This is a genomic window from Streptomyces sp. NPDC001904, assembly GCF_040297005.1.
Taxonomy (GTDB): Bacteria; Actinomycetota; Actinomycetes; order Streptomycetales; family Streptomycetaceae; genus Streptomyces.
This window is the reverse complement of record NZ_JBEOYI010000015.1, coordinates 93,234-117,121: the sequence shown is the minus strand read 5'-3', so window position 1 is coordinate 117,121 and position 23,888 is coordinate 93,234. Positions and strand designations below refer to the sequence as shown.

Genomic DNA, 23,888 nt, shown 5'->3' with positions numbered 1-23,888 from the left:
GGACGCAGAGTAGCTGCAGAGGGCACATATCCGTCGGGGCGTCCGAGGTGTGGACCCGGTCGGTGGACGGCAGGTTCAACCGGCCGCCGCTGCCGCCGCCCCACCCCTTCCGAGCAGCATGGACGCCATGGCCAACTACCCAGTACACATTCGGTCGCGCAGTTCCCCGCCTCCCTAGGGCCCGGCCGGAGCCGGGACGGTGCGGCGTGCTATTCAGGGGCTGTGAAGATCTCGTCCCGCCCCGGTACCGACCGCTCCTTCGACGCCGTGCTCTGCGACGTCGACAACGTGATCCGGTTCTACGACAGCAGCCGTCTCGCGGAGCTGGAGCGGGCCGCCGGGCTGGACGAGGGACGCACGGCGCGGGTGGCGTTCGCGCCCGAGGTGGATCTGCCGCTGATGCGCGGCGAGATCGGTCTCGGGCAGTGGGTGGAGTCCATCGTGTCCGGGTTCGCCGGGCGGCTGCCCGAGGAGCGGGCGCGGGAGCTCGGCCGGGCGCTCGCCGATTCGCCGTTCCGGGCGGACGCGGAGATCGTGGCGCTGCTGCGGCGGGTGCGGGCGGCGGTGCCGCTGGTCCTGGTGACGAACGCGACGGTGCGCCTGGAGGACGATCTGGCGTCGATGGGGCTGAGCGACCTCGCCGACCATGTCGTCAGCAGCGCGCGGCTCGGCGTGGTCAAGCCGGACCGGAAGATCTACGAGATCGCCGCGTCCCTCGTGGGCGTCTCCTTCGACCGGTGTCTGTTCGTCGACGACACCGAGGAGAACGTCGAGGCCGCGGTCGCGCTCGGGATGACCGGTGTCGTCTACCGCGAACCGGCCGATCTGCGCGCCGTGCTGGGACCGCTGCCCGCGCTCGGGTGATCCCCTCCGCCGTCGTCGCGCCCTGACACGGCACCGCCCCGCCGCCCGGGGTGTCCGCGGCGCTCCGGTCCGGGTGCGGGACGGCGGGAGCCGGCGGTCCGGGAGGTTCCCCGGGTCGCCGGCTCCCGCCGTGCCGGTCACGACCGTCAGCTCGACCGCGTCAACTGCTTGAGCGCGATGTTGAGTTCGAGGACGTTGACGGTCGGCTCGCCCATGAAGCCGAGGACCCGGCCGTCCTTGTGCGCGTCGACGAGCTTCTGGACCCGGGCGACGGAGAGGTGGTTCCGTTCCGCGACCCGGTGCACCTGGAGGTCGGCGTACTCCGGGGAGATCGCCGGGTCCAGGCCCGAGCCGGACGAGGTGACGGCGTCGGCCGGCACGTCCGCGGCCCGCACCTTGTACGCGGCCGTCGAGTTGTCCTCGACGACGGCGTCCTTGGCGGCCTCGACCTGCTTGAGCAGTTCCTTGCTGTCACCGGAGAGGTTGGTGGCGCCGGAGAGGATCAGCTTGTACTGCGTGTTGACGCTGTTCTCGCCGAGGCCGTTGGACGGGCGCGGCTGGAACCACCGCAGGTCGGGCTTGCCGTCCGCGGTGAGGTACGTCTGCCCGATGAGGGACGACCCCACCACCTTGCCCTCGGACTTGATCTCCGAGCCGTTCGCCTTGCCGTGGAAGGCGGCCTGGGCGACGCCGGTGACGGCGAGCGGGTAGAGCACGCCGCAGACGACGGTGAGCACGATGAGGGCGCGCAGGCCTGCCCACAGCAACCGGGCGGTGTTTCCTACGGAGTTGTTCATGCGGATCAGCCGATTCCGGGGATGAGGGAGATGAGCAGGTCGATGATCTTGATGCCGACGAAGGGGGCGACCAGACCGCCGAGGCCGTAGATCCCGAGGTTGCGGCGGAGCAGCTTGTCGGCGCTCACCGGCCGGTACTGGACGCCCTTGAGGGCGAGCGGGACCAGCGCGATGATGATCAGCGCGTTGAAGATCACCGCGGACAGGATCGCGGAGTTCGGCGACGACAGGTGCATGATGTTGAGCGTCTTCAGGCCCGGGTAGATCGCCGCGAACAGCGCCGGGATGATCGCGAAGTACTTCGCCACGTCGTTGGCGATCGAGAAGGTCGTCAGCGCTCCACGGGTGATGAGCAGCTGCTTGCCGATCTCGACGATCTCGATGAGCTTGGTCGGGTTCGAGTCGAGGTCGACCATGTTGCCGGCCTCCTTCGCGGCCGACGTGCCCGTGTTCATCGCGACGCCGACGTCCGCCTGGGCGAGGGCCGGGGCGTCGTTGGTGCCGTCGCCGGTCATCGCGACGAGCTTGCCGCCCGCCTGTTCCCGCTTGATGAGGGCCATCTTGTCCTCGGGGGTGGCCTCCGCGAGGAAGTCGTCGACGCCCGCCTCGTCGGCGATCGCCCGGGCCGTCAGCGGGTTGTCGCCCGTGATCATGACGGTCTTGATGCCCATGCGGCGCAGCTCGTCGAACCGCTCGCGCATGCCGTCCTTGACGACGTCCTTGAGGTGGATGACGCCGAGGACGCGGGCGCCGTCGGTGTCCTCGACGGCGACCAGCAGCGGGGTGCCGCCGGCCTGTGCGATCCGGTCGGTCAGCTCCCGGGCGTCGGCGGCGACCTCGCCGCCCTGCTGCTCGACCCAGGCGACGACCGAGCCGGTCGCGCCCTTGCGGATCCTGCGGCCGTCGACGTCCACGCCCGACATGCGGGTCTGGGCGGTGAACTCGATCCACTCGGCGCCGGCCAGCTCGCCCTGGCGCCGTTCCCGGAGCCCGTACCGCTCCTTGGCGAGGACGACGACCGAGCGGCCCTCGGGGGTCTCGTCGGACAGCGACGAGAGCTGGGCCGCGTCGGCGACCTGGGCCTCGGTGGTGCCGCGCACCGGCACGAACTCGGCTGCCTGGCGGTTGCCGAGGGTGATGGTGCCGGTCTTGTCGAGGAGCAGCGTCGACACGTCGCCCGCGGCCTCGACCGCGCGGCCCGACATGGCGAGGACGTTGCGCTGCACCAGGCGGTCCATGCCGGCGATGCCGATCGCGGAGAGCAGGGCGCCGATGGTGGTCGGGATCAGACAGACCAGCAGGGCCACCAGGACGATCATGGAGAGGTGCTCGCTGCTGCCCGCGTTCGCGAACGACCAGTCGGCGATGGGCTGGAGCGTGGCGACCGCGAGGACGAAGACGATGGTCAGCGACGCGAGCAGGATGTTGAGCGCGATCTCGTTCGGCGTCTTCTGCCGGGCCGCGCCCTCGACCAGGCTGATCATGCGGTCGATGAACGTCTCGCCGGGCTTCGTCGTGATCTTGATGACGACGCGGTCGGAGAGCACCTTCGTGCCGCCGGTGACGGCCGAGCGGTCGCCGCCGGACTCGCGGATGACGGGCGCGGACTCGCCGGTGATCGCGGACTCGTCGACGGAGGCCACGCCCTCGACGACGTCACCGTCGCCGGGGATGATGTCGCCCGCCTCGCAGACCACCAGGTCACCGATGGTCAGCGCGGTGCCGGGGACCTGTTCCTCGCGGTCCGCCACCAGCCTGCGGGCGACGGTGTCCGTCTTCGCCTTGCGCAGGGTGTCGGCCTGGGCCTTGCCGCGGCCCTCGGCGACGGCCTCGGCGAGGTTGGCGAAGATCACGGTCAGCCACAGCCAGGCGCTGATCGCCCAGCCGAACCAGTCGGTGGGGTCCGTGAAGGAGAACACCGTGGTCAGGACCGAGCCGATGAGCACCACGAACATCACGGGCGACTTGACCATCACGCGCGGGTCGAGCTTGCGGCAGGCGTCGGGAAGCGACCTGATCAGCTGTTTGGGGTCGAAGAGACCCGCGCCGACCTTGCTCTCGCCGTCCTGAGGGGGCTGGTGACCGGTCGGCACGTCCTGGTGCGGTGCCCGGGTGGGAGTGACAGCGGACATGGCGTCCTCGGTTTTCTCAGTACGTACGGTCATGACGCCAGCCCCTCGGCTATGGGGCCGAGTGCGAGTGTCGGGAAGTAGGTCAGGCCGGTGATGATCAGCAGCGTGCCGACCAGCAGGCCGGTGAAGAGCGGCTTCTCGGTGCGCAGGGTGCCGGCCGTGGCCGGGACCGGCCTCTGCTCGGCGAGCGAACCGGCGAGGGCGAGGACGAACACCATCGGCAGGAACCGGCCGAGCAGCATCGCGAGCCCGATCGTGGTGTTGAACCACTGGGTGTCGGCGCTGAGTCCGGCGAACGCGGAGCCGTTGTTGTTGGCGCCGGACGTGTACGCGTACAGGATCTCGGAGAAGCCGTGCGCGCCGCTGTTGAGCATCGAGTGCGGCGGGGTCGGCAGGGCCATCGAGACGGCCGTGAAGACCAGGACGAGGGCCGGCGTGATCAGGATGTAGCAGGCGGCGAACTTGATCTCGCGGCTGCCGATCTTCTTCCCCAGGTACTCGGGGGTGCGGCCCACCATCAGACCGGCGATGAACACCGCGATGACCGCCATGATCAGCATGCCGTAGAGGCCGGATCCGGTGCCGCCGGGCGCGATCTCGCCGAGCTGCATGCCGAGCATGGTGAGGCCGCCGCCGAAGCCGGTGAAGGACGAGTGGAAGGAGTCCACCGCGCCGGTCGAGGTGAGCGTCGTGGAGACCGCGAAGATCGACGAACCGGCGATCCCGAAACGATTCTCCTTGCCCTCCATGGCGCCGCCCGCGGCGTCGAGGGCCGCGCCGCCGTGGTGGAACTCGGTCCACATCATCAGCGCGATGAAGCCGATCCAGATCGTCGCCATCGTGGCGAGGATCGCGTAGCCCTGCCTCACCGAGCCGACCATCGTGCCGAACGTGCGGGTCAGCGCGAACGGGATGACCAGGATCAGGAAGATCTCGAAGAGGTTGGTGAACCCGTTGGGGTTCTCGAAGGGGTGGGCCGAGTTGGCGTTGAAGTAGCCGCCGCCGTTGGTGCCCAGCTCCTTGATGGCCTCCTGGGAGGCGACGGCGCCGCCGTTCCACTGCTGCGAGCCGCCCATGAACTGGCCGACCTCGTGGATGCCGGAGAAGTTCTGGAGGGCGCCGCAGGCGACCAGGACGATCGCGCCGATGGCGGCGATCGGGACGAGGATCCGGACGGTGCCGCGCACCAGGTCGGACCAGAAGTTGCCCAGCTCACCGGTGCGGGAGCGGGCGAACCCACGGACCAGGGCCACCGCCACGGCGATGCCGACGGCCGCCGAGACGAAGTTCTGCACCGCCAGGCCGGCGGTCTGCACGACGTGGCCCATGGCCTGTTCGCCGTAGTACGACTGCCAGTTGGTGTTGGCGACGAACGACGCGGCCGTGTTGAAGGCCTGGTCCGGGTCGATCGACGTGAAGCCGAGCGAGCCCGGCAGGCTGCCCTGGACGCGCTGGAGCAGGTACAGGAAGAGGACGCTCACGGCCGAGAAGGCGAGGACACCGCGCAGGTACGCGGTCCAGCGCATCTCGGCGTTCGGGTTGGCGCCGATGCCCTTGTAGATCCACTTCTCCACCCGGAGGTGCTTCTCGGAGGAGTAGACCCGGGCCATGTAGTCGCCGAGGGGACGGTAGGCCAGTGCCAGCGCCGCGATCAGCGCGAGCACCTGGAGCACTCCGGCAAGTACGGGGCTCATCTGTGCTCAGAACCTCTCCGGGTAGATGAGGGCGAGGACGAGATAGCCCAGGAGCGCGACGGCCACGACGAGGCCGACGATGTTCTCGGCGGTCACAGCTTCGTCACCCCCTTGGCGACGAGTGCCACCAGCGCGAAGACCGCGATCGTGGTGACGACGAAGGCCACGTCGGCCATCGTGAGCTCCCTGTTCGAAGGTCGTGAATGAGGTCTGACAGTCAGAGGAAACCCCCGGTCATGGCGGGTTTCGGCCTCCGTTGACGGCTCCCTTACGCGGCTGTGGACGCCCTTGACGTGTCTCTTACGCGGGGCCGCGCGAGCCGTGCGTCCGGACTCTGTCCGCGCCATGTCCTGGAGCTGTCACACTCCGCTCCGGGCCCTGGCGGCCGGGGCGCGGCGCGCGCATCGTCGTAGCGGACGACAATCCATCTGGAGGTGCGCCATGTGTGATCACCGACCCGTGTGCACGGGCCCCGAGCACGTCGTCGCCGCCCACCCCGAGCAGGGCTGGAGCCTGCGGTGCGACGGCGGGATCGTCTTCGACGACACCGGCGAGCTGCTGCCCGACGGGCGGGCCGTGTCCCCGCACCGGTCGTATCCGGCGCAGCCGCTGGCCGCCGCCTGATCCGCGGCAGGAGCCGGACGTGCGGTGTTCCGGTGTCCGGGCAGCGCCGAGCGCCCGGTCCGAGGTGTCAGGCCCCGGCGAGGGTCTGGCCGTCGTCCGGCGCAGCCGTCTCCTGGGCGAAGTGCCGGGTGTCCAGGCGCAGGCGCCACAGGTTGCGCCGGTGCGCCGCCGCGAGTTCGGCCTCCAGCGGGGACGGCGGCACGGCCAGCACCGGGCAGTGGGCGCGGGCCAGGCAGTAGCGGCTGACCGAGGGCTGGAGCATGCGGTGGAGCGTGCCGCGGTGTCCGGCGCCGACGACGAGAAGGTCGTCCTCCCGGTCGGCGGCCTCCACCAGGACGCGGCCCGGGGAGCCGTGGGCGAGAAGGGCGTGCACCCGGACACCGGGGCCGTCGGGGAACACCTCGTCGAGGGTGCCGAGGAGGGTGGCGCGGGCCAGGTCCTGCCAGTCCTCCGCGGGCAGCGGATCGACCGTGGCGTGGCGGACGCCGAGCCCGCCGCAGGGCGGCTGCCAGGCGAGGACGGGCCAGAGTTCGGCCCGCCGGTGCCGGGCCTCGGCCGCCGCCCGGCGCAGGGCGGTGCGGCTGCCCGGCTCCCCGTTCACCCCGACCACGACGCGGGACGTGCGCGGGGCGGAGGCCGCGTCGGATCCGGACATCGCTTCACCTCCCGTGCTGTCGCCTGTCCGTAACGGATGCCCCGTCGACGGCGCGGGACAACACCGGGAGCCGCGGCTCCCCTCCCCATCCCATTCCCGGCACCCGGCCGGGACCAGCCGCGACGGCACTTCTTGGCGCACTCCTGACGACGCCGGAAGCCGTCCGGGGCGGCCCCCGTCACCAGCGCGTCAGCGTCGCCCCGATCCGCGTCAACATCCCGTCAGGGCAGGCCCGGGCGGTGGGCGCGGCGGGCATAGCGTCCTCGGTGCGCCCCGGCCGGCCGTCCCCCGACCGGGGCCAGGACACCCGCTCCCCCGGATCCTCCAGGAGGCATCCCCATGACCGAACTCGTGTGCGGCGACGACCCGGAACCCGCCGAACGGTTCCCGGCCGGACCGCTCTTCGTCCCCGTCCGGCCGGGCCCCTCCGGGCACGCCGCCCGCCTGTTCCGCACCCCGCTCGGCGGCCGCACGGCCGTCGGCTTCACCTCCGAGCGCGCACTGGCCGCCACGCTCGGCCCCGGCCAGCCGTGGATCCGGCTCGCGGAGCCCGCGCTGCGCGCCCTGGCCGCGCCGCTCGGCGTCGCCACGGTCACCGTCGATCCGCAGCTCACCGCGCCCGCGCCGGCTTCCCCCGCCGCCCCCGCGCCCGCACGGCGGCCCGGCTGGGACGCGCACGCGGTCGGGGTGCTCCGGGTGACCGGGGCCGCCGCCCTGGTGACCGCGCTGTCGTACTGGATCGGCTGAGAAGGAACCACGCCACCATGACCACCGTTCACGAAACCTCGCCCGTCACCGCCACCGCGGAGGAACTCTCGGTGTGGCCCGCCTCCACCGCCGAGCCCCGCCCCGGCGGCCTGACCGTCGGCGGGGTGGCGCTCTCCGAGGTCGCCGCCCGCTTCGGCACCCCGGTGTACGTCCTCGACGAGGCCGAGGTCCGCCGCCGCTGCCGCACCTACCGGGACGTCTTCCCCGAGGCCGAGGTGCACTACGCGGCCAAGGCGTTCCTGTGCCGCGCCATGGCCCGCTGGATGGACGAGGAGGGGCTCGGGCTCGACGTCTGCTCCGCCGGTGAGCTCGAACTGGCCGTCGCCGCCGGGTTCCCCGCCGACCGCATCGTGCTGCACGGCAACGCCAAGACGCCGCACGACCTGGAGAGGGCCCTGTGGCACGGCGTCGGCCGCATCGTCATCGACAGCCCCTCGGAGATCGCCCGGCTCGCCGCCGCCGTCGGCCCCGACGGACACCAGAAGGTGATGGTGCGCGTCGTGCCCGGCATCAGCGCGGGCGGCCACGAGAAGATCCGGACCGGTACCGAGGACCAGAAGTTCGGCCTGTCCCTCTCCGACGGCTACGCGCAGCACGCCATCGCCCGCATCCTCGACCAGCCGCAGCTCGAACTGACCGGACTCCACTGCCACCTGGGCTCGCAGATCGTTGAGATCAAGCCATTCCTGTCGGCGGTGCGCCGGATGGTCGGCCTGATGGCACGGCTGCACGAGCAGCACGGCCTGGTCCTGCCCGAGCTGGATCTCGGTGGCGGCCACGGCGTCGCCTACCGGCCCGGCGAACCGGCCCTCGACCTGACCCGGCTGGCCCGCCGGGTCCGCGCCGAACTGGCCGACGCCTGCGCGGCGGCGCGGCTGCCCGTGCCGCGTCTGATCATCGAGCCGGGCCGTGCCATCGCCGGACCGTCCGGCATCGCGCTCTACCACGTCGTCTCCGTCAAGCGGACCGGCGGCCGCACCTTCGTCGCCGTCGACGGCGGCATGAGCGACAACCCCAGGCCCGCCCTGTACGGGGTGCGGTACGCGCCCCGGCTCGTCGGCCGGGCGGGCGACGCCGCCCGTACGCCGATGACGGTCGTCGGCCGGCACTGCGAGGCCGGTGACGTGGTCGCCGCCGACGTCCCGCTGCCCGCGGACGTCCGGGCGGGCGATCTGCTCGCGGTGCCCGTCGCCGGGGCGTACCACCTGTCGATGGCGTCCGGTTACAACCTGGTGGGCCGTCCGCCGGTGGCCGCCGTGCGCGACGGCCGGGCCCGGCTGCTCGTGCGCCGGGAGTCGACGGAGGACATGCGCAGCCGCGACGTGGGGCTGTAGATCGCGCCGTCGCTTCGGACAACTTCCATGATCTTCCTGCGGGAGGAGCGGTCCCCCGCCTAGGGTGCTCAGCGTTCGAATCACCGTTCACTCGTTCGCATCTGTACGGGCCCGCTCGCAAAGGAACGCTCCATGAAGGAACGCCGGTACCGCATCCTGGTGACCGGTTACGCGATCTCCTCCTATGGCACGTACCTGAATCTGGTCGCGCTCAACCTGTACGTCTACGCGGTGACGGACCGGGCGCTCGCGGTCGGCGTGTTCATGGCCGTCCGGCTGGCCGCCGGATTCCTGGCCGGACTCGGGGCCGCCGCGCTGCTCGCCCGGTGGGCGGCGAAGCCGGTGATGTTCTGGGCGAACGTGGTGCAGGCCGCCGCGCTCGTGCTCCTGGTGTGCGCGCCGGACGGGCTGCGCACGGCGGCGCTGTTCCTGGTCTCGGCGGTGGTCGGCGGGGCGGGCACGTTCTTCATGGTCGCCTTCCGCAGCTCGATCCCGGACATGGTGGACGAGGGCCGGCACACCTGGGCGAACTCCCTTATGGTGAGCGGCCGTTCGATGGCGATGGTGGTCGGGTTCGCCTCGTCGGGTGTCGTGGTGTCGCTGCTCGGCTACACGGCCGCGTTCCTGGTGGACATGGCGACGTTCGTGGTGTGCGCGGGCACGGTGGCGCTGCTGCCGCTCGCCGCACGGCCGGGCGAGGAGGACAAGGGCGCCCCGGCCACGACGGGCAGGAAGCGGAACCCGGGCGCCCTGGCCGCGCTCGCCACCGCCCCGGTCATCGCGCTGATGGTCGCGCTGCGCGGCATCGACGCGCTCGGCTCGTCCTCGCACAACGCGGCCCTGCCGGTGTACTCCACGCAGTTGGACGCCGACCGGCCGGCCGTGTTCGTCAGTGTCTTCTGGTGCGTGTGGGCACTCGGCAACGTCCTCGTGCAGCAGGTGCTCCAGCGGTGGGTGAAGCGCGACGGCCGCTCGGTCGGCGCGCTCGGCTTCGGGCTCGGCACGATCGCGATGTCGGCGACGTTCATCCTCGCCTTCGCCGGGTTCCCGTGGGCCGCGACGATCGTGATCGCGCTGCTGGCGGGCGCGGCCGACGGGGTCACGGAGGTGTCGTACAGCTCGCACCTCCAGACCCTGCCGACCGCGCTGCGCACCCACGCCTTCGGGCTGTCGGCGACGGTGGAGAACCTCGGTTTCGGCGTCGGCATGATCGCGGTCGCGGCGGCGCTCGACGTCTTCTCCCCGCTGTCGGTGGTCGGTGTCGCGCACGGGGTCGCGATCGTGGTGGCCATGGTGTTCGTCGCGCAGACGCTGCGACAGCGACGCTCCGATCCGGCGTCCCCGGAGGAGGGGGGCGGTGATGCGGGACCGGCGCGTGGCGGTCGTCGGGATGGCGCTGAGGTTTCCGGGAGCTGACGGCCCGGACGCGTACTGGCGCGACATCGTGGCGGGCGTGACGCACGTACGCCGGTTCGGCGACGCCGACTTCGCGGCGGCCGGAGTGCCCGAAGCGACGTACGAGGAACCGGAGTTCGGCGGGGCGAGTGCGCTGCTGTCCGGGATCGACGGGTTCGACGCGGCGTTCTTCGGGATGAGCGGGCGCGAGGCCACGGTCACCGATCCGCAGCAGCGGCTGTTCCTGGAGTGCGCCTGGCACGCGCTGGAGGACGCCGGGTACGCGGGCACGGACGCCCGGGTCGGGGTGTACGCGAGCGTCGGCTACCGCCTGTACTCCCTGCACAGCTATCTCGCGCGGAACATCGGGGAGCAGGCGGCGGCCGACGACTGGACGGCCGTGAAGCAGATCCAGGTGGGCAACTACCCGGATTTCACGGCGAACCGGGCCGCGTTCCGGCTCGGTCTGAACGGTCCCGCCGTCAATGTGGCCACGGCCTGCTCCAGCGCGCTCGTCTCCGTGCATCTGGCGTGCCAGGCGCTGTACGCGGGCGACGCCGAGCTGATGCTGGTCGGCTCGGCGGCGCTCCATCTGCCGCAGATCACGGGGCACCGGCGGGTGAAGGGCTCGACGCTGTCGCCGACCGGAGCGGTACGGGCCTTCGACGCGGCGGCGGACGGCACGGTCGGCGGCAACGGGGTGGCCGCCGTGGTCCTCAAGCCGCTGGAGCGGGCGCTCGCCGACGGGGACACCGTGCACGCGGTGATCCTCGGCTCGGCGGTCACCAACGACGGTGCGGACAAGGCCGGGTTCGCGGCTCCGGGCGTGGCCGGGCAGCGGGACGCGGTGCTCGGCGCGCTGGCGGCGGCCGGGGTGCCGGCCGAGTCGGTCCGCTATCTGGAGGCCCACGGCACGGGCACGTACAAGGGCGACCCGATCGAGTTCGACGCGCTCACCCAGGCGGTGCGCCGGCACACCGCGCGGACCGGGTTCTGCGCGCTCGGCTCGACGAAACCCGCGATCGGGCACCTGGACAGCGCGGCCGGGCTCGCCGGGCTCGTCAAGGCGGTCCTGGTGCTGCGGCACGGCGTCGTCCCGCCCCTGGTGAACTTCACCCGCGCCAATCCCCGCCTCGGCGTCGGGACGAGCCCGTTCACGCTGCCGCGCCGGGCCGCGCCCTGGCCCGCCGACGACGACGGCCCGCGCCGCGCGGGCGTGCACTCCATCGGGATGGGCGGCACGAACGCCCATGTGATCCTGGAGCAGGCGCCGCCCGCCCCGGCCCGTCCCCCGTCCGCGTCGGCCGCGCCCCCGCTCCTGCCGCTCTCGGCGCGCTCCCCCGAGGCCCTCACCGAGCTGGCCCGCGCGTTCCGGGACACGCTCGTACGGGAGCCGGGGCCCGACCCGGCCGATCTGCTGACCACGACGGCGCTCGGCCGCCCCGCGCACGAGCACCGCCTCGTCGTCACCGGGGACCCGGTCGGCGGGCTCGACGCGTTCCTTGCCGGACGCCCGGATCCCGCCCGGTACCGCACCGGCACGGCGGGCGGGAGCCCGGCACCGGTGTTCCTGTTCAGCGGGCAGGGCGGTGTACGGCCCGGCATGGCGGCGGCGCTCGCGGCGCGGTTCCCGGTCGTCTCCGAGACGCTGGACGCCTGTGCGCGCCTGCACCGGCGGGAGACGGGCCGCACGGACTTCCGCGAGCGGCTGACGTCCGCGACCGGCCCGGAACCGGGCGGCTGGGACACGGCGTTCGCACAGCCCGCGCTCTTCGCCTTCCAGGTCGCGCAGGTACGGCTCTGGGAATCCCTCGGGGTGCGTCCGGCGGCGGTCGGCGGGCACAGCGTCGGGGAGTACGCGGCCCTGTACGCGGCCGGCGCGCTGTCCCTGGAGGACGGGATGCGGCTCCTTTGCCGCAGGGGCCGCCTCATGCGGGACACCGCGCCCGGGGCGATGCTCGCCGTGTTCGCCCCGTACGCGCGGGTGCGGGCGCTGCTCGACGAGGTCGGCACCGGTCTGGAACTCGCCGTGGTGAACGGGCCCGCGCACCATGTCGTCGCGGGCCGCCCCGAGGCGGTGGCGGCCGCGCGGCGGCTCCTGTCCGACGTGCCCTGCGAGCCGCTCCCGGTCGACCAGGCGTTCCACACGGCGCTGCTCGACCCGATCCTCGACGGGCTGCGGGCGGCGGCCGAGGACGTCGAACTCCGGCCGGTGGACGTCGAGTTCGTGTCCGGCCTCGACGGCCGCGCAAGGGCGCCGGGCTGGCGCCCCGACCCCGCCCACCTGGTCCAACAGGCCCGTGACACCGCCGACTTCCACGCGGTGCTGCGCTCCCTCGCCGACCGGGACGTCCTGCTGGAGCTGGGACCGGGCGCCCCGCTCACCGGTATGGCCCGCCGGGCTCTGCCCGACGTGCCGTGCCTGCCGACGCAGGGCCGGAGTGCGGGCACCGACGGGCTCTGGCAGGCGGTGGCCGGGCTGCACTGTGCGGGCACGGCCGTCGACTGGACCGCGCTGCTCGCCGGAGTCCCCGGCCGCCGGATCCCGCTGCCCACCTACCCCTTCCAGCACCGCTCCTACTGGACGGGCCCCGCCCCCGCCCCCGAACCCCCCACGGAGGACGCAGTGACCCATCAGAACCAGGACCGGCCGGTGCTCACCCGCGTGCGCGAACTCACCGCGCACCACCTGGGTTTCACCCTGGACGAGGTGGGGCCCGCGCAGACGTACGTGGGTCTCGGCGCCGACTCGCTGCAACTGATCGGGATGCTGCGCCAGTTGGAGGCGGAGTTCGACGTGCGGATCGCGATCCGGGAGATCCTGGAGGACGCCGGGACACCGGAGCTGACGGCCCGGCTCATCGCCGAGCGCCGGGAGCGTCCCGCCCCGCCCGCCGAGGCCCGGGTGATCACGCCCGCCAAGGAGCAGTACGCCACCCGCGCCGAGATCGCCGAACTCACCCGCCAGGTGAACCTGCTGGCCGAGACGCAGACGGCGATGCTGACCCAGCTCTCCGAGGCGGTCGCCCTGCTCGGCGCCGACCGCGCCGCCCGGTGACGGCATCGGCGGCGGACCGCGCCGCACAGCTGTCCCGGGACCTCACCGCGCAACTGGCCCGCGCGCGCGGCGGCACGCCCGCCCCCGAGCCCGCTTCCGCATCCGCATCCGCCGCCGTGGAGCAGCACGGGCCGCGTGTCGTGCTGCCCCCGGACTCCGGGGCGGCGGGAACGGGCGCCGACGCACGGCAGCGCGCCCACGCGGCCGACCTCGCCCGTCGGCTGACCGAACGCACGTCTTCCTCCAAGGAGTTGGCCCAGCGACGGCGTCCGGTACTGGCCGACAGCCGGGCCGTGGTCGGGTTCCGGCGCGCCACGAAGGAGACGCTGTATCCGCTGTCGGCCCGCTCGGCGCGGGGCGCGCGCCTGACGGACATCGACGGCAACACGTACACCGACATCACGATGGGCTTCGGCGCGCTGCTGCTCGGGCACGAGCCGGAGTGCGTGACGGAGGCGGTGCGGGCCCATCTCGACGGCGGGCTGCGGTTCGGGCCGCGTCCGGTCGAGGCCGGTGAGGTCGCCGAGCTGCTCGCCGGTCTGACGGGCCTGGAGCGGGTGGCGTTCGCGAACTCCGGCACGGAGGCGAACTCGGGGGCGATCCGGCTCGCGCGCGCCGCGACCGGCCGCGACCGTGTCGTCATGTTCCGGGGCTCCTACCACGGCCACATCGACCCGGTGCTCGGCCGCCCGGGATCTGACGGCGGCCGGGCCGTGCCGGTGTCGCGCGGCATCCCGGCGAGCGCGGTCGCCGATCTGCTGGTCCTGGAGTACGGCAGCCAGGAGGCCCTGGACACCATCGACGCGCTCGGCGACTCCATCGCCACCGTCGTCGTGGAGCCCGTCCAGTGCCGCAATCCGGGTCTGCGCCCGGTCGGTTTCCTGCGCTCGCTGCGTGAGTTGACCCGGCGGCGCGGCATCGTGCTGCTCTTCGACGAGATGCTGACCGGTCTGCGTCCGCATCCGCGCGGCGCCCAGCACCACTTCGGCGTGGTCCCCGACCTGGCCACGTACGGCAAGGCGCTCGGCAGCGGTTTCCCGGTCGGCGCGATCGCGGGCCGCGCCGATCTCCTCGACGGGGTCGACGGCGGGTTCTGGCGCTACGGCGACGACAGTGCGCCCGGCGTGGAGACCACCTTCTTCGGCGGTACGTACCTCCAGCACCCGCTGTCGATGGCGGCCGCCAAGGCGGTCCTCACGCACCTCGTCGCCGAGGGCCCGGCCCTGCAGGAGCGGCTCAACGCCCGTACCGACGCGCTCGCCGAGGACCTCAACGCGTTCTTCCGCGCCGAGGAGTTCCCGCTGGAGGTGGCCCACTTCGGTTCGATGTTCCGCTTCACGCACCGTGCGGACATGGAGCTGCTGTACCGGCATCTGCTGCTGCGCGGGATCTACGTCTGGGAGTGGCGCAGCTTCTATCTGTCGACGGCCCACACGGACGCGGACGTCGAACGGGTCACGGACGCGGTGAAGGGCTCGCTGCGGGAGCTGCGCGAGGGCGGGTTCTTCCCGGCGGCCCGGCCGAAGCAGGTCATCAAGCCCCAACGCCCGCGACCCGCACCGGACTTCGGCGTCTACTTCTTCGGCGACTACCCGGACGCCGAGGACACCTCGCAGGCGTACGAGCGGATCGTGGAGACGGCCCGGTTCGCCGACACGCACGGCTTCAGCTCGCTGTGGATCCCCGAGCGGCACTTCCACTCCTTCGGCGGCCTCTTCCCGAACCCGGCCGTGCTCGCCGCCGCGCTCGCCCGGGAGACGGAGCGGATCCGGCTGAACGCGGGCTCCGTGGTGCTGCCGCTGCACGATCCGGTGCGGGTCGCCGAGGAGTGGGCGGTCGTCGACCGGCTGTCCGGCGGCCGGGTGGGGCTCGGCTGCGCCACCGGCTGGCACGCGCGGGACTTCGTCCTGCACCCGGAGCGGTTCGCCCGGCGCACCGAGACAGCCTTCGAACACCTCGACACCGTACGGGAGTTGTGGCGCGGCGGCACCGTGCGCCGGGAGAGCGGCGACGGCCGCCCGGCCGACGTGGCGACGCTGCCGCGGCCGGTGCAGGAGGCTCCGCCGATGTTCCTGGCGACGTCCGGGCGCCGGGAGTCGTACGAGGAGGCGGCCCGCCGCGATCTCGGCATCGTCACGAACCTGATGAACCAGTCCGTCGCCGAGCTCGCCGCGAACATCGCCCACTACCGTGCCGCCCGCGCCCGGCACGGCCTCGATCCGGACGCGGGCCGCGTCACCGTTCTCCTGCACACCTATCTCGCCGACGACCACGCGACCGCACGGGCGCAGGCGCGCGAGCCGATGACCCGGTATCTGCGCGCGTCGCTCCAGATGCGGTCGGCGGCCGGTGCCGTCGCCTCGGGCGAACGGGACGTGGCGGAGGCGAGCGAGGACGACCTGGAGTACCTGTTCCTGCGCGCCTACGACCGGTACTGCGACGAGCGGGCGCTGATCGGCACGCCCGGGACGTGCGCGCCGGTGGTCGCGGCGCTGCGGGAGGCGGGCGTCGACGAGATCGCCGCCCTGGTCGACTTCGGGATGCCCGCCGGCCTGGCGCGGGCGGGACTGGACCGGCTCGCCGCGCTGCGGGAGGCGACGGCGGCGCAGGACGTCACGCCGGCCGAGGACGTCACCGCGCCCGCGACCGCCGCCCAGCGCCGGCTCTGGCTCGCCGCGCAGCTGGCCGGTGACCCGGCCGCGTACAACGAGGTGCAGGCGGTGCGGCTGCGCGGCCCGCTCGACGAGGGCGCCCTGACCGCCGCCGTCGACGGACTCGTGGCCCGGCACCCGGGGCTGCGCACGGTGTTCCGCGCGGGCGGGGACGACGGGCTGCTCCAGCAGATCGTGCGGGCGCAGGCGCGCGTCCCGCTCGTGGTGACGGACGCCCGGGAGCAGGACCCGGACGCGGCGGTCGAGGCCGCCCTGCGCGCGGCGAGCACCCGCCCCTTCGACCTCGCCGACGGCCCGCTGTTCGCGCCGCAGCTGCTCGCGCTCGCCGACGACGACCACGTCCTGCTGCTCGGTCTGCACCACCTGATCACGGACGGCCACTCGGCGCGGCTGCTCGCGGACGACCTCCAGGAGCTGTACACGGCCCACGTCCGGGGGCGCGCCCCGCACTTCCCGGACCCCGCCGGTTCGACCGTCGACGCGACCGAACCTTCTTCGGACGAAGCGGACTTGGAGTGGTGGCTGAAGAACCTGGACCCGATGCCGCCGGTCCTCGCGCCACCGACCGACCGGCCGCGCGGACGGCGGGTGTCGGGGCGCGGCGGCGCGGCCGAGACCTGCCTCGACGCGGCGCGCACGGCGGCGGTGCAGGAGTGGAGCGGACAGCAGGGCGTGACTCTGTTCGCGACGCTGCTCACCGCCTGGCAGCTGGTGCTGCGCGAGCGGACGGGACTCGACGAGTTCGTCGTCGGCTCGACGTTCGCCCGGCGCGCGCCCGCGACCGCGCGGACGGTCGGCTTCCACGCGGCGGTGCTGCCGCTGCGTGCGACGCTCACCGACGGCACCACGGTCACCGACGCGGTGCGGGCCACCCGCGACGCCCTCTTCGAGGCCGAACGGCACCAGCGGGTCGACCCCGACGAACTGGCAGCGCGGTTGGGTCCGGGCGCGGGGCGGCCGCGGCCGCTGGTCACGGTCTCCGCCGACCTGGACGCGGCGCCGCTCACCCGCGTCGACCTGCCGGGGCTCACCGCGTCCGACGTGCCGGGCGGCGCCTCGTCGTCGCCGCTCGAACTCGCGCTCATGGCGGTGCGCTCGCCGTCGGGGCTGCGGCTGCGGATCCGCTACGACGCCGGGCTCTTCGACGACGGGACGGTCCGGGGCCTGCTGGCCGACCTCGACCGGGTGCTGCGCGCCATGGTGGAGGACGCGGCGGGAACCGTGCGGGACACTCGCCCGGGGCCGTCCGGCGCGGGCGACGAGGTGCGGGCCGAGGTGCGGGCCGTGTGGCGTGCGGTGCTCGGCGTGGACGACCTCGCCGACGACGCCGACTTCTTCGACCTCGGCGGCAACTCGATCACGGCGATCCGCCTCGTGAACCGGGTGCGGGAGGTGCTGGGCGCGGAGATCCCGCTCGCGGACTTCTTCGCCGACCCGACTCCGGAGGCGATGACCCGTCACCTGTTCTCAGTGCAGGAGGAGTTGAGCGCGCCGAGCCCTGGGGACGGGGTCGTCGACCGTGCTCCCGTCAGCCCGCAGCAGGACCGGATGATCGCCGGTCACCACGCCGTTCCCCACGCGGAGGTGTGGAACGTGCCGACCAGGATCCGCTTCCGGGGCGCCCTGGACCCGGTCGCGCTGCGCACGGCCCTGGCCGGGCTCGTGGAGCGGCACCACGCCCTGCGGACCCGTTTCGTACGGGACGCGGACGGTGCCTGGTCGCAGGAGGTGGTCGACGCGCCGCCCCCGCGGCTGCCGGTCGACGACCTCTCCCGGCTCGCCCCCGAGGCGGCACGGGAGCGGGCGGACGCGGTGTGCCGTCGCATGGCGGCGAAGCCGTTCGACCTCGCCGAGCCCACGTTCCCGCGCTGCCGGCTGCTGAAGGTGACCGACGACAGCTGGGTGCTGATGTTCGTGCTGCACCACGTCAGCGCCGACGGCTGGTCCCACTCGGTCCTGATGGCGGAGCTGGCCGAGCTGTACACGGCAGCGACCGCCGGCCGGCCGCACACCCTGCCCGCACCGTCCGCGCAGGCCCCGGAGTACGCCCGCGAACAGCTCGCCGCGCACGACCCGGCCGAGGAGGAGCGGCGCGCCGCGTTCTGCGCGCGGTACCTGGAGGGCGTGCCGTGCCGGCTCGATACGCCCACGGACCGGCCGCGGCCCGACCTGCTCAGCGGCGCGGGCGGCACCGCGCGCGGCACCGTGTCCGCCGAGGTCCGTACGGCGATGGAAGGGCTCGCGGCGTCCGTGCGGCAGACGCCGTTCGCGGTCGCGGCCGCCGCGCTCGGCGTGCACCTGGCCCGGCTGTCCGGCGAGCGGGACGTCCTGCTGGCCGTGCCGTACGCCAACCGGGAGGGCACGGCCGGCGACTCGCTGGTGGCGATGGTGTCGACCTCGGTGATGGTGCGGGTACGGATCGACCCCGGCGAGACCTTCGCCGAGCTGGTCACCCGCACCGGCGCCGAAGCGCTCGCCGCGATGGCGCACGTCCTGCCGACCACCCGCATCATGCGGGCGATGCGCGACGCGGGCGCCACCGAGGTGCCCGACCGGGTGCCGAACGTGCTCGCCTTCCAGAACTATCCCGACACCGACATCGAGATCCCCGGACTCGACGTCGAGGTCGAGGACCTGGCGCCGCCCGTGGCCCGCGCCGAGCTGGTCTTCGGCCTCTCCCCGCGCCGCGACCCGGCGCGCGGCCTGCGCACCTTCCTGGAGTACTCGGCCGACCTGTGGGACGCGCCCACGGCCGACGAACTCCTCTCGTCCTACGCCGTGCTGCTCGGGGAGCTGTGCACGCACCCCGGGCGCCCCCTCGCGGCGCTGCTCGACCACCCTCACCCCCTGCCTCTGGAGGCGGAAGCCGAATGAACCAGCCCACACAAGCCGAGCACGTCGAGGACCTGCTGACGTTCCTGCGGGAGAGCCCGTCCCCGTACCACGCGGTGGCCTCGGCGGTACGGCGCCTGGAGAAGGCCGGGTTCACCGAGCTGACCGGCACCGAGGAGTGGACCGGCCACAGCGGCGGCCGCTACCTGGCCAAGGGCGGCGCGCTGATCGCCTGGTACGTGCCCGAGGGCGCCCCGGCCCACGCGCCGTTCCGCATCATGGGCGTGCACACCGACTCGCCGAACCTGCGCGTCAAGCCGACCCCCGACACGGGCCGGGCGGGCTGGCGGCAGGTCGCCGTGGAGATCTACGGCGGGGTCCCGCTCAACACCTGGCTCGACCGGGACCTCGGCATCTCCGGCCGCCTGACCCTGCGCGACGGCACCTCCGCCCTCGTCCGGATCGACGAACCCCTCCTGCGCGTACCGCAGTTGGCGATCCACCTGGACCACAGCGTGAACGACGGGCTGGCCCTGCACCGGCAGCGGCAGACCCAGCCGGTCTGGTCGCTCGGCGCCCCCGAGCGCGGCGCGCTGCTGCGCCGGGTCGCGCACGAGGGCGGGATCGACGCGGCCGACATCCTGGGCTGGGACCTGATGCTGCACGACGTGCAGCCGCCCGGACTCCTCGGCGCCCGGCGGGAGTTCATCGTGTCGTCCCGCCTGGACAACCTCGTCTCCGTGCACGCGGGCGTCACCGCGCTGCTCGCCGCCGCGTCGGCGGCCTCCGACCGGGTGCCGGTGCTCGCCGCGTTCGACCACGAGGAGACCGGCAGCGGCTCCGAGACCGGCGCCCAGGGGCCGCTCCTGGAACGGGTGCTGCACCGTTCGGTGACCGCGCGCGGCGGCGGCGCCGAGGACTGGGAGCGGGCGCTCGCGGGCGGCCTGTGCGTCTCCGCCGACATGTCGCACGCCGTCCACCCCAACTACGCGGAGCTGCACGACCCCGACAACCACCCGCTGCCGAACGCCGGTCCGGTCGTCAAGGTCAACGTGAACCAGCGGTACGCCACCGAGGGCACCGGCTTCGCCGCGTGGGCCGCCGCCTGTGAGCGGGCCGACGTGCCGTGGCAGCGGTTCGTGTCCAACAACGCGCTGCCGTGCGGCACGTCCATCGGGCCGATCACGGCGGCCCGGCTCGGGGTGACGACCGTCGACGTGGGCGTTCCCGGCCTGTCCATGCACTCCGCGCGCGAGCTGGTCGGCGCCGACGACCCGGGCCATCTGGCGCGCGGGCTCGCCGAGTTCGTGACGGCAGGGTGACGCACGGATGCCGGTGAAGACCTTCAGGCTCGACGGCGCCCGCCCCGAGGGGGCGGCCTGGCGGGTGCTGCTCGTGCCGCACGCGGGTGCGGGCGCCGCGAGCGGTGCCGCGTTCGCCGCGCACGCCCCCGCGGACTGGGCGGTGGCCACGGCGCGGCTGCCGGGGCGCGAGTCCCGGGTGCGCGAACCCGTCGGCGGGCTCGCCGAGCTGACGGCGGACGTCGTCGCGACGGCCCGCGCCCTGCCGGGCTCGGCGCCGCTGCTCGTGGTCGGCGTCTGCTCCGGCGCGGTGCTCGCGCTGGAGGCCGTACGGGCGTTGCAGCGCACCGGCGACGTGCCGGTGGCCGGGTTCGTGGCGGTGTCGCAGTGGGCGGTCACCGAGCGGCCCGGTCCCGGGCGGCGGCTGCTGCGGGACACCGACGACCGGGAGCAGATCCTCGACATCCTGCGGGAGTTCGGCGGCGTACCCGAGTCGCTGGCGGCGAACGAGGAGATGCTGGCGCTGCTGCTGCCGTCGATCGTCGCCGACATGCGGGCCGTCGAGGAGTACAGCTCGGGACCCGAGCCGCTCCTGGACTGCCCGCTGCTCGCGGTGTTCGGCGACGAGGACCCGCTGTGCCCGCAGGAGCGCACCGAGGACTGGGAGCTGTTCAGCGACCGCGCCCGGACCGTGTGGCTGCCGGGCGGCCATCTGCTGCTCACGGAGAGCCCGGCGCCGCTCGCGGCCGCCGTCGCCGACAGCCTCGGCCACTTCGCGAAGGAGGCGAGCGCGTGAGCCGGGCGCACCGGATCGACGCCCTGCTCCTGGAGCGCTGGGACCGCGACCCGGAGCTGCCCGCCCTGATCTCCGGCCGGACGGTCGTCTCCATGGGCGAGCTGAAGGACCGCGTGCTGCGCACCGCGGCGGCGCTGCGCGCGCACGGCGTCGGTCCCGGCGACCGGGTCGTCGTGCACCACGAACGGTCCGTGGAGTTCTTCGTGGCGCTGCTCGGCGCGGCGTTCGCGGGCGCCGCGCACGCCGCGCTCGACCCCGGCGATCCGCCGGAGCGCGTCCGGGCGACGACCCGGGACTGCGCGCCGCGGATCGTGCTCACCGACGCCCGGCTGCGGGAGCGGTTCGCGGGGCTCGCCGAGGTGCTGACGGACGAGGAGTGCGCCGCGTATCCGGCCGGTCCGGCGCCCGCGCTCGACGCGTCGCCCGACGACCCGGTGGTGGTCATCCACACCTCAGGGTCCACCGGCCGCCCCAAGGCCGCGCTGATCAGCCATGCCGCCCTCGCCTCCCGGCTGCACGCCCTGCAGTCGACGCACCGGATGGACGAGCGCGACCGGATGATCCACCACACGGCGTGCACCTTCGACATGTACCTGAGCGAGACGTACTGGCCGCTGCTCGCGGGCGCCGCGGTCGTCGTCGCCGAGCCGGGGCGGCAGCGCGACGCCGACCATCTGGCGGCGCTGATCCGCGACCACGCGGTCACCACGTTCTACTGCGTGGTCTCGCTCCTCGACCTGTTCCTGCTGGCCCGTGACCCGAACGAGCGGTACGACGGCCTGCGCCAGGTCCTCACCGGCGGCGAACCGCTCGCCCCCGGCCTGGTGGCCCGCTTCCACGCCCGCTCCACCGCCTCCCTGACGAATCTCTACGGGCCCAGCGAGTGCACGGTCTACTGCACGTACTGGATCTGCCCGCGCGACCCGGACCCGGCGGCGGTGCTGATCGGCGGCCCGGTCCGGGGCACCGAGCTGCACGTCCTCGACGCGGCGGGCGGGCCGGTGCCCGAGGGCGAGCCCGGCGAGCTGTACATCGGCGGCGCGGGCCTGGGCCTCGGCTATCTGCACCGGCCCGAGCTGACCGCCGAGCGGTTCGTGGCGACGCCGTACGGACGGATGTACCGCTCCGGCGATCTGGTGCGGGTGGCCGGTCCCGACGGCGCGCTGGAGTTCCTGGGCCGCGTCGACCGCCAGGTGAAGATCCGCGGCATCCGGGTCGAGCCCGCCGAGATCGAGGCGACGGCGCTGTCCTGTGCGGGAGTCCGGCAGGCGGCGGTCGTGGCGCACGGCACGGGCGCGGACAAGGCCCTCGCCGTGTTCGTGGTGCCCGGGGACGGCGCGCCGCCGCCGGACGAACTGGGCCCCGCGGTCCGCGCGGGTCTGCGCGACCGGCTGCCCCGCGCCCTGGTGCCGCGCACCGTCGAGGTGGTCGCCGCGCTGCCGCTGACCGCCAACGGCAAGCTGGACCGGGCGGTCCTGGAGAAGCGGGCGGCGGCCGCCTCCGCGCCGCGCCCGGCCGTGACCGTGAGCGGTGATCTCGACGCGATGGTCGTCGCGGTGTGGCGCGACGTGCTCGCCGTGGACACCATCGGTCCCGACGACGACTTCTTCGACCTGGGCGGCGACTCCTTCAAGGTCGTCCACGTCGTCGAGACGCTGCGCGAGCTGCTCGGCCTCGGCATCCCGCTCGCGGCCCTCCTGCACGAACCGACCCCGCGGGCCTTCACCGAGGAGCTGCGCAGAGTGCGGGAGGCCACCGGGTGAGCGTCCCGCACCGGCCGCGGATCCGCTCGTTCGCCGATCTCACCGGCCCCGCGCTCGACCGGCACCGGCCGGTGGTCACCCTGTTCAGCGGCGGCCTGGACAGCACCTATCTGCTGCACCGGCTGGTCCGCGCCGGCTTCACGGACGTGCACGCCTTCAGCGCCGACCTGGGCGCGGGCGAGGACGCCGACGAGCTGCGGCACACCACCGGCCACCTCGGGGTGCGGCTGCACCTCGTGGACGCCCGGCACACCTTCGCCGACTCCTTCGTCCGCCCGGCGATCGCCGCGCAGGCCGTCTACCTGGACACCCATCCGGTCAGCTCGTCCCTGAGCCGCCCGCTGATCGCCCGCCTCGCCCTGGACCTGGCCACGGAGCTGGACGCGGCGGCGATCGTGCACACGGCGAACCCGTCGCAGAACACGCTGCGCCGTCTCAACGGCGCCCTCGACCTGCTCGGCTGCGCCGTGCCGTACGGCAGCCCGTACGACCTCGACCCGGTCGACCGCGGCGACAAGGCGCGCGAGCTGGAGGAGATCGGGCTGCCGCACCTGGGCAAGCGGGTGGCGAGCGTCGACGCGAACCTGTGGTGCCGGGAGTTCGAGTCGGGCGTCCTCGACGACCCGGAGGACCACCCGGTCCCCGAGCACCTGTACAGCTGGACGGCCCGCCCCGCCGAGCCGCCCGCCGACGAGAGCGTGGAGATCGCCTTCGCGCACGGCGTCCCCACGGCCCTGGACGGCCGCCCGCTGCCGCTCCCCGAGCTGATCGAGGCGCTCAACCTCCGGGCGGGCGCCCACGGCATCGGCCGCTACAGCGGCCTGGAGCACCTGCCCGGCGGCCACAAGGTCCTCGAACTGCGGGAGATGCCCGCCGCCGCACTGCTCCTGAGGACGTACCGGCACCTGGAGACGGCGACGCTCGCCGCCGAGACCGTCCGGGAGAAGATGCACCTCGAACAGGTCTGGGTGCGCGAGGCCCTGGAAGGCCGCTGGTACGGCGAACTCCGCTCCGCGTGCCAGGAGTTCATCTCCTCCTGCGCCGCCCGGGTCACCGGCACCGTGCGCTGGCGACTGTCCCGGGGCTCCGCACAGACCCGGGCGATCACCGCGGCGGCTCCGCTGTACGTACGGGACCGGGAGGCGTGGGAGCGGATCGGCCGGCCTGGTCCGAGCCGTTCGGACAGCTCGTGAGCGTCGCGGA

At 73.7% G+C, this 23,888-nt stretch carries 16 protein-coding genes; 11 read left to right on the top strand and 5 right to left on the bottom strand.

Features of this window, described 5'->3' with window-relative positions:
- Positions 1-222: 222 nt before the first annotated feature.
- The gene (locus ABT127_RS23625; RefSeq protein ID WP_351453411.1) at positions 223-864 is read left to right on the top strand and encodes an HAD family hydrolase; all 642 of its coding nucleotides are present in this window, start codon (positions 223-225) and stop codon (positions 862-864) included.
- Between the two features lie 146 nt (positions 865-1,010).
- On the opposite strand, the gene ABT127_RS23620 is transcribed toward ABT127_RS23625, so the two are convergent.
- The 4 genes from ABT127_RS23620 to kdpF are packed head-to-tail and all read right to left on the bottom strand — an operon-like array spanning position 1,011 to position 5,583.
- Entirely contained in the window at positions 1,011-1,661 is a 651-nt protein-coding gene (locus ABT127_RS23620) for a potassium-transporting ATPase subunit C (RefSeq protein WP_351453408.1), read from the bottom strand.
- Between the two features lie 5 nt (positions 1,662-1,666).
- Complete coding sequence (gene kdpB / locus ABT127_RS23615; protein WP_351453405.1) at positions 1,667-3,826, bottom strand: potassium-transporting ATPase subunit KdpB; 2,160 nt, start codon at positions 3,824-3,826, stop codon at positions 1,667-1,669.
- Complete coding sequence (gene kdpA, locus ABT127_RS23610) at positions 3,823-5,487, bottom strand: potassium-transporting ATPase subunit KdpA (protein WP_351453402.1); 1,665 nt, start codon at positions 5,485-5,487, stop codon at positions 3,823-3,825. The genes kdpB and kdpA overlap by 4 nt, the downstream gene beginning before the upstream one ends.
- Positions 5,488-5,493: 6 nt before the next feature.
- Positions 5,494-5,583, bottom strand: a complete 90-nt coding sequence (gene kdpF / locus ABT127_RS23605; RefSeq protein WP_018533641.1) for a K(+)-transporting ATPase subunit F — start codon at positions 5,581-5,583, stop codon at positions 5,494-5,496.
- A 345-nt stretch (positions 5,584-5,928) separates the two neighbouring features.
- Between kdpF and ABT127_RS23600 the strand changes: the two genes are divergently transcribed.
- Positions 5,929-6,111 (top strand): DUF5999 family protein, encoded by a 183-nt coding sequence (locus tag ABT127_RS23600; RefSeq protein WP_351453399.1) that lies wholly within the window; start codon positions 5,929-5,931, stop codon positions 6,109-6,111.
- A 67-nt stretch (positions 6,112-6,178) separates the two neighbouring features.
- On the opposite strand, the gene ABT127_RS23595 is transcribed toward ABT127_RS23600, so the two are convergent.
- Positions 6,179-6,766, bottom strand: a complete 588-nt coding sequence (locus ABT127_RS23595; RefSeq protein WP_351453397.1) for a universal stress protein — start codon at positions 6,764-6,766, stop codon at positions 6,179-6,181.
- A 339-nt stretch (positions 6,767-7,105) separates the two neighbouring features.
- Here ABT127_RS23595 and ABT127_RS23590 point away from each other — a divergent pair, with 339 nt between their 5' ends.
- The 9 genes from ABT127_RS23590 to ABT127_RS23550 all read left to right on the top strand — a co-directional run bounded on the left by ABT127_RS23590 (position 7,106) and on the right by ABT127_RS23550 (position 23,878).
- Positions 7,106-7,513, top strand: a complete 408-nt coding sequence (locus ABT127_RS23590; protein ID WP_351453394.1) for an SAV_915 family protein — start codon at positions 7,106-7,108, stop codon at positions 7,511-7,513.
- Between the two features lie 17 nt (positions 7,514-7,530).
- Positions 7,531-8,868 (top strand): diaminopimelate decarboxylase, encoded by a 1,338-nt coding sequence (lysA, locus tag ABT127_RS23585; RefSeq protein WP_351453391.1) that lies wholly within the window; start codon positions 7,531-7,533, stop codon positions 8,866-8,868.
- 132 nt (positions 8,869-9,000) lie between these two features.
- Positions 9,001-10,284, top strand: coding sequence for an MFS transporter (locus ABT127_RS23580; protein WP_351453389.1), 1,284 nt, complete (start codon positions 9,001-9,003; stop codon positions 10,282-10,284).
- Positions 10,229-13,321, top strand: a complete 3,093-nt coding sequence (locus tag ABT127_RS23575) for a type I polyketide synthase (RefSeq protein ID WP_351453386.1) — start codon at positions 10,229-10,231, stop codon at positions 13,319-13,321. The genes ABT127_RS23580 and ABT127_RS23575 overlap by 56 nt, the downstream gene beginning before the upstream one ends.
- Complete coding sequence (locus ABT127_RS23570; RefSeq protein ID WP_351453384.1) at positions 13,318-18,867, top strand: MupA/Atu3671 family FMN-dependent luciferase-like monooxygenase; 5,550 nt, start codon at positions 13,318-13,320, stop codon at positions 18,865-18,867. Before ABT127_RS23575 ends, ABT127_RS23570 begins: the two co-directional genes overlap by 4 nt.
- Entirely contained in the window at positions 18,864-20,147 is a 1,284-nt protein-coding gene (locus tag ABT127_RS23565; protein ID WP_351453382.1) for a M18 family aminopeptidase, read from the top strand. The genes ABT127_RS23570 and ABT127_RS23565 overlap by 4 nt, the downstream gene beginning before the upstream one ends.
- 7 nt (positions 20,148-20,154) lie before the next feature.
- Positions 20,155-20,922 (top strand): thioesterase II family protein, encoded by a 768-nt coding sequence (locus ABT127_RS23560; protein WP_351453379.1) that lies wholly within the window; start codon positions 20,155-20,157, stop codon positions 20,920-20,922.
- On the top strand, positions 20,919-22,685 hold the full coding sequence (locus ABT127_RS23555; RefSeq protein ID WP_351453376.1) for an amino acid adenylation domain-containing protein: 1,767 nt from the start codon (positions 20,919-20,921) through the stop codon (positions 22,683-22,685). The genes ABT127_RS23560 and ABT127_RS23555 overlap by 4 nt, the downstream gene beginning before the upstream one ends.
- On the top strand, positions 22,682-23,878 hold the full coding sequence (locus ABT127_RS23550; RefSeq protein ID WP_351453375.1) for an argininosuccinate synthase-related protein: 1,197 nt from the start codon (positions 22,682-22,684) through the stop codon (positions 23,876-23,878). The genes ABT127_RS23555 and ABT127_RS23550 overlap by 4 nt, the downstream gene beginning before the upstream one ends.
- Positions 23,879-23,888 lie beyond the last annotated feature (10 nt).

What these genes read in the sequence shown, in the direction of transcription:
- ABT127_RS23600 (WP_351453399.1), top strand. Translation starts at nt 5,929, where the DNA reads ATGTGTGATCACCGACCCGTGTGCACGGGCCCCGAGCACGTCGTCGCC.
- ABT127_RS23590 (WP_351453394.1), top strand. Translation starts at nt 7,106, where the DNA reads ATGACCGAACTCGTGTGCGGCGACGACCCGGAACCCGCCGAACGGTTC.
- ABT127_RS23565 (WP_351453382.1), top strand. Translation starts at nt 18,864, where the DNA reads ATGAACCAGCCCACACAAGCCGAGCACGTCGAGGACCTGCTGACGTTC.
- lysA (WP_351453391.1), top strand. Translation starts at nt 7,531, where the DNA reads ATGACCACCGTTCACGAAACCTCGCCCGTCACCGCCACCGCGGAGGAA.
- ABT127_RS23580 (WP_351453389.1), top strand. Translation starts at nt 9,001, where the DNA reads ATGAAGGAACGCCGGTACCGCATCCTGGTGACCGGTTACGCGATCTCC.
- ABT127_RS23560 (WP_351453379.1), top strand. Translation starts at nt 20,155, where the DNA reads ATGCCGGTGAAGACCTTCAGGCTCGACGGCGCCCGCCCCGAGGGGGCG.
- kdpB (WP_351453405.1), bottom strand. Translation starts at nt 3,826, where the DNA reads ATGACCGTACGTACTGAGAAAACCGAGGACGCCATGTCCGCTGTCACT.
- ABT127_RS23595 (WP_351453397.1), bottom strand. Translation starts at nt 6,766, where the DNA reads ATGTCCGGATCCGACGCGGCCTCCGCCCCGCGCACGTCCCGCGTCGTG.
- ABT127_RS23620 (WP_351453408.1), bottom strand. Translation starts at nt 1,661, where the DNA reads ATGAACAACTCCGTAGGAAACACCGCCCGGTTGCTGTGGGCAGGCCTG.
- kdpA (WP_351453402.1), bottom strand. Translation starts at nt 5,487, where the DNA reads ATGAGCCCCGTACTTGCCGGAGTGCTCCAGGTGCTCGCGCTGATCGCG.
- ABT127_RS23575 (WP_351453386.1), top strand. Translation starts at nt 10,229, where the DNA reads ATGCGGGACCGGCGCGTGGCGGTCGTCGGGATGGCGCTGAGGTTTCCG.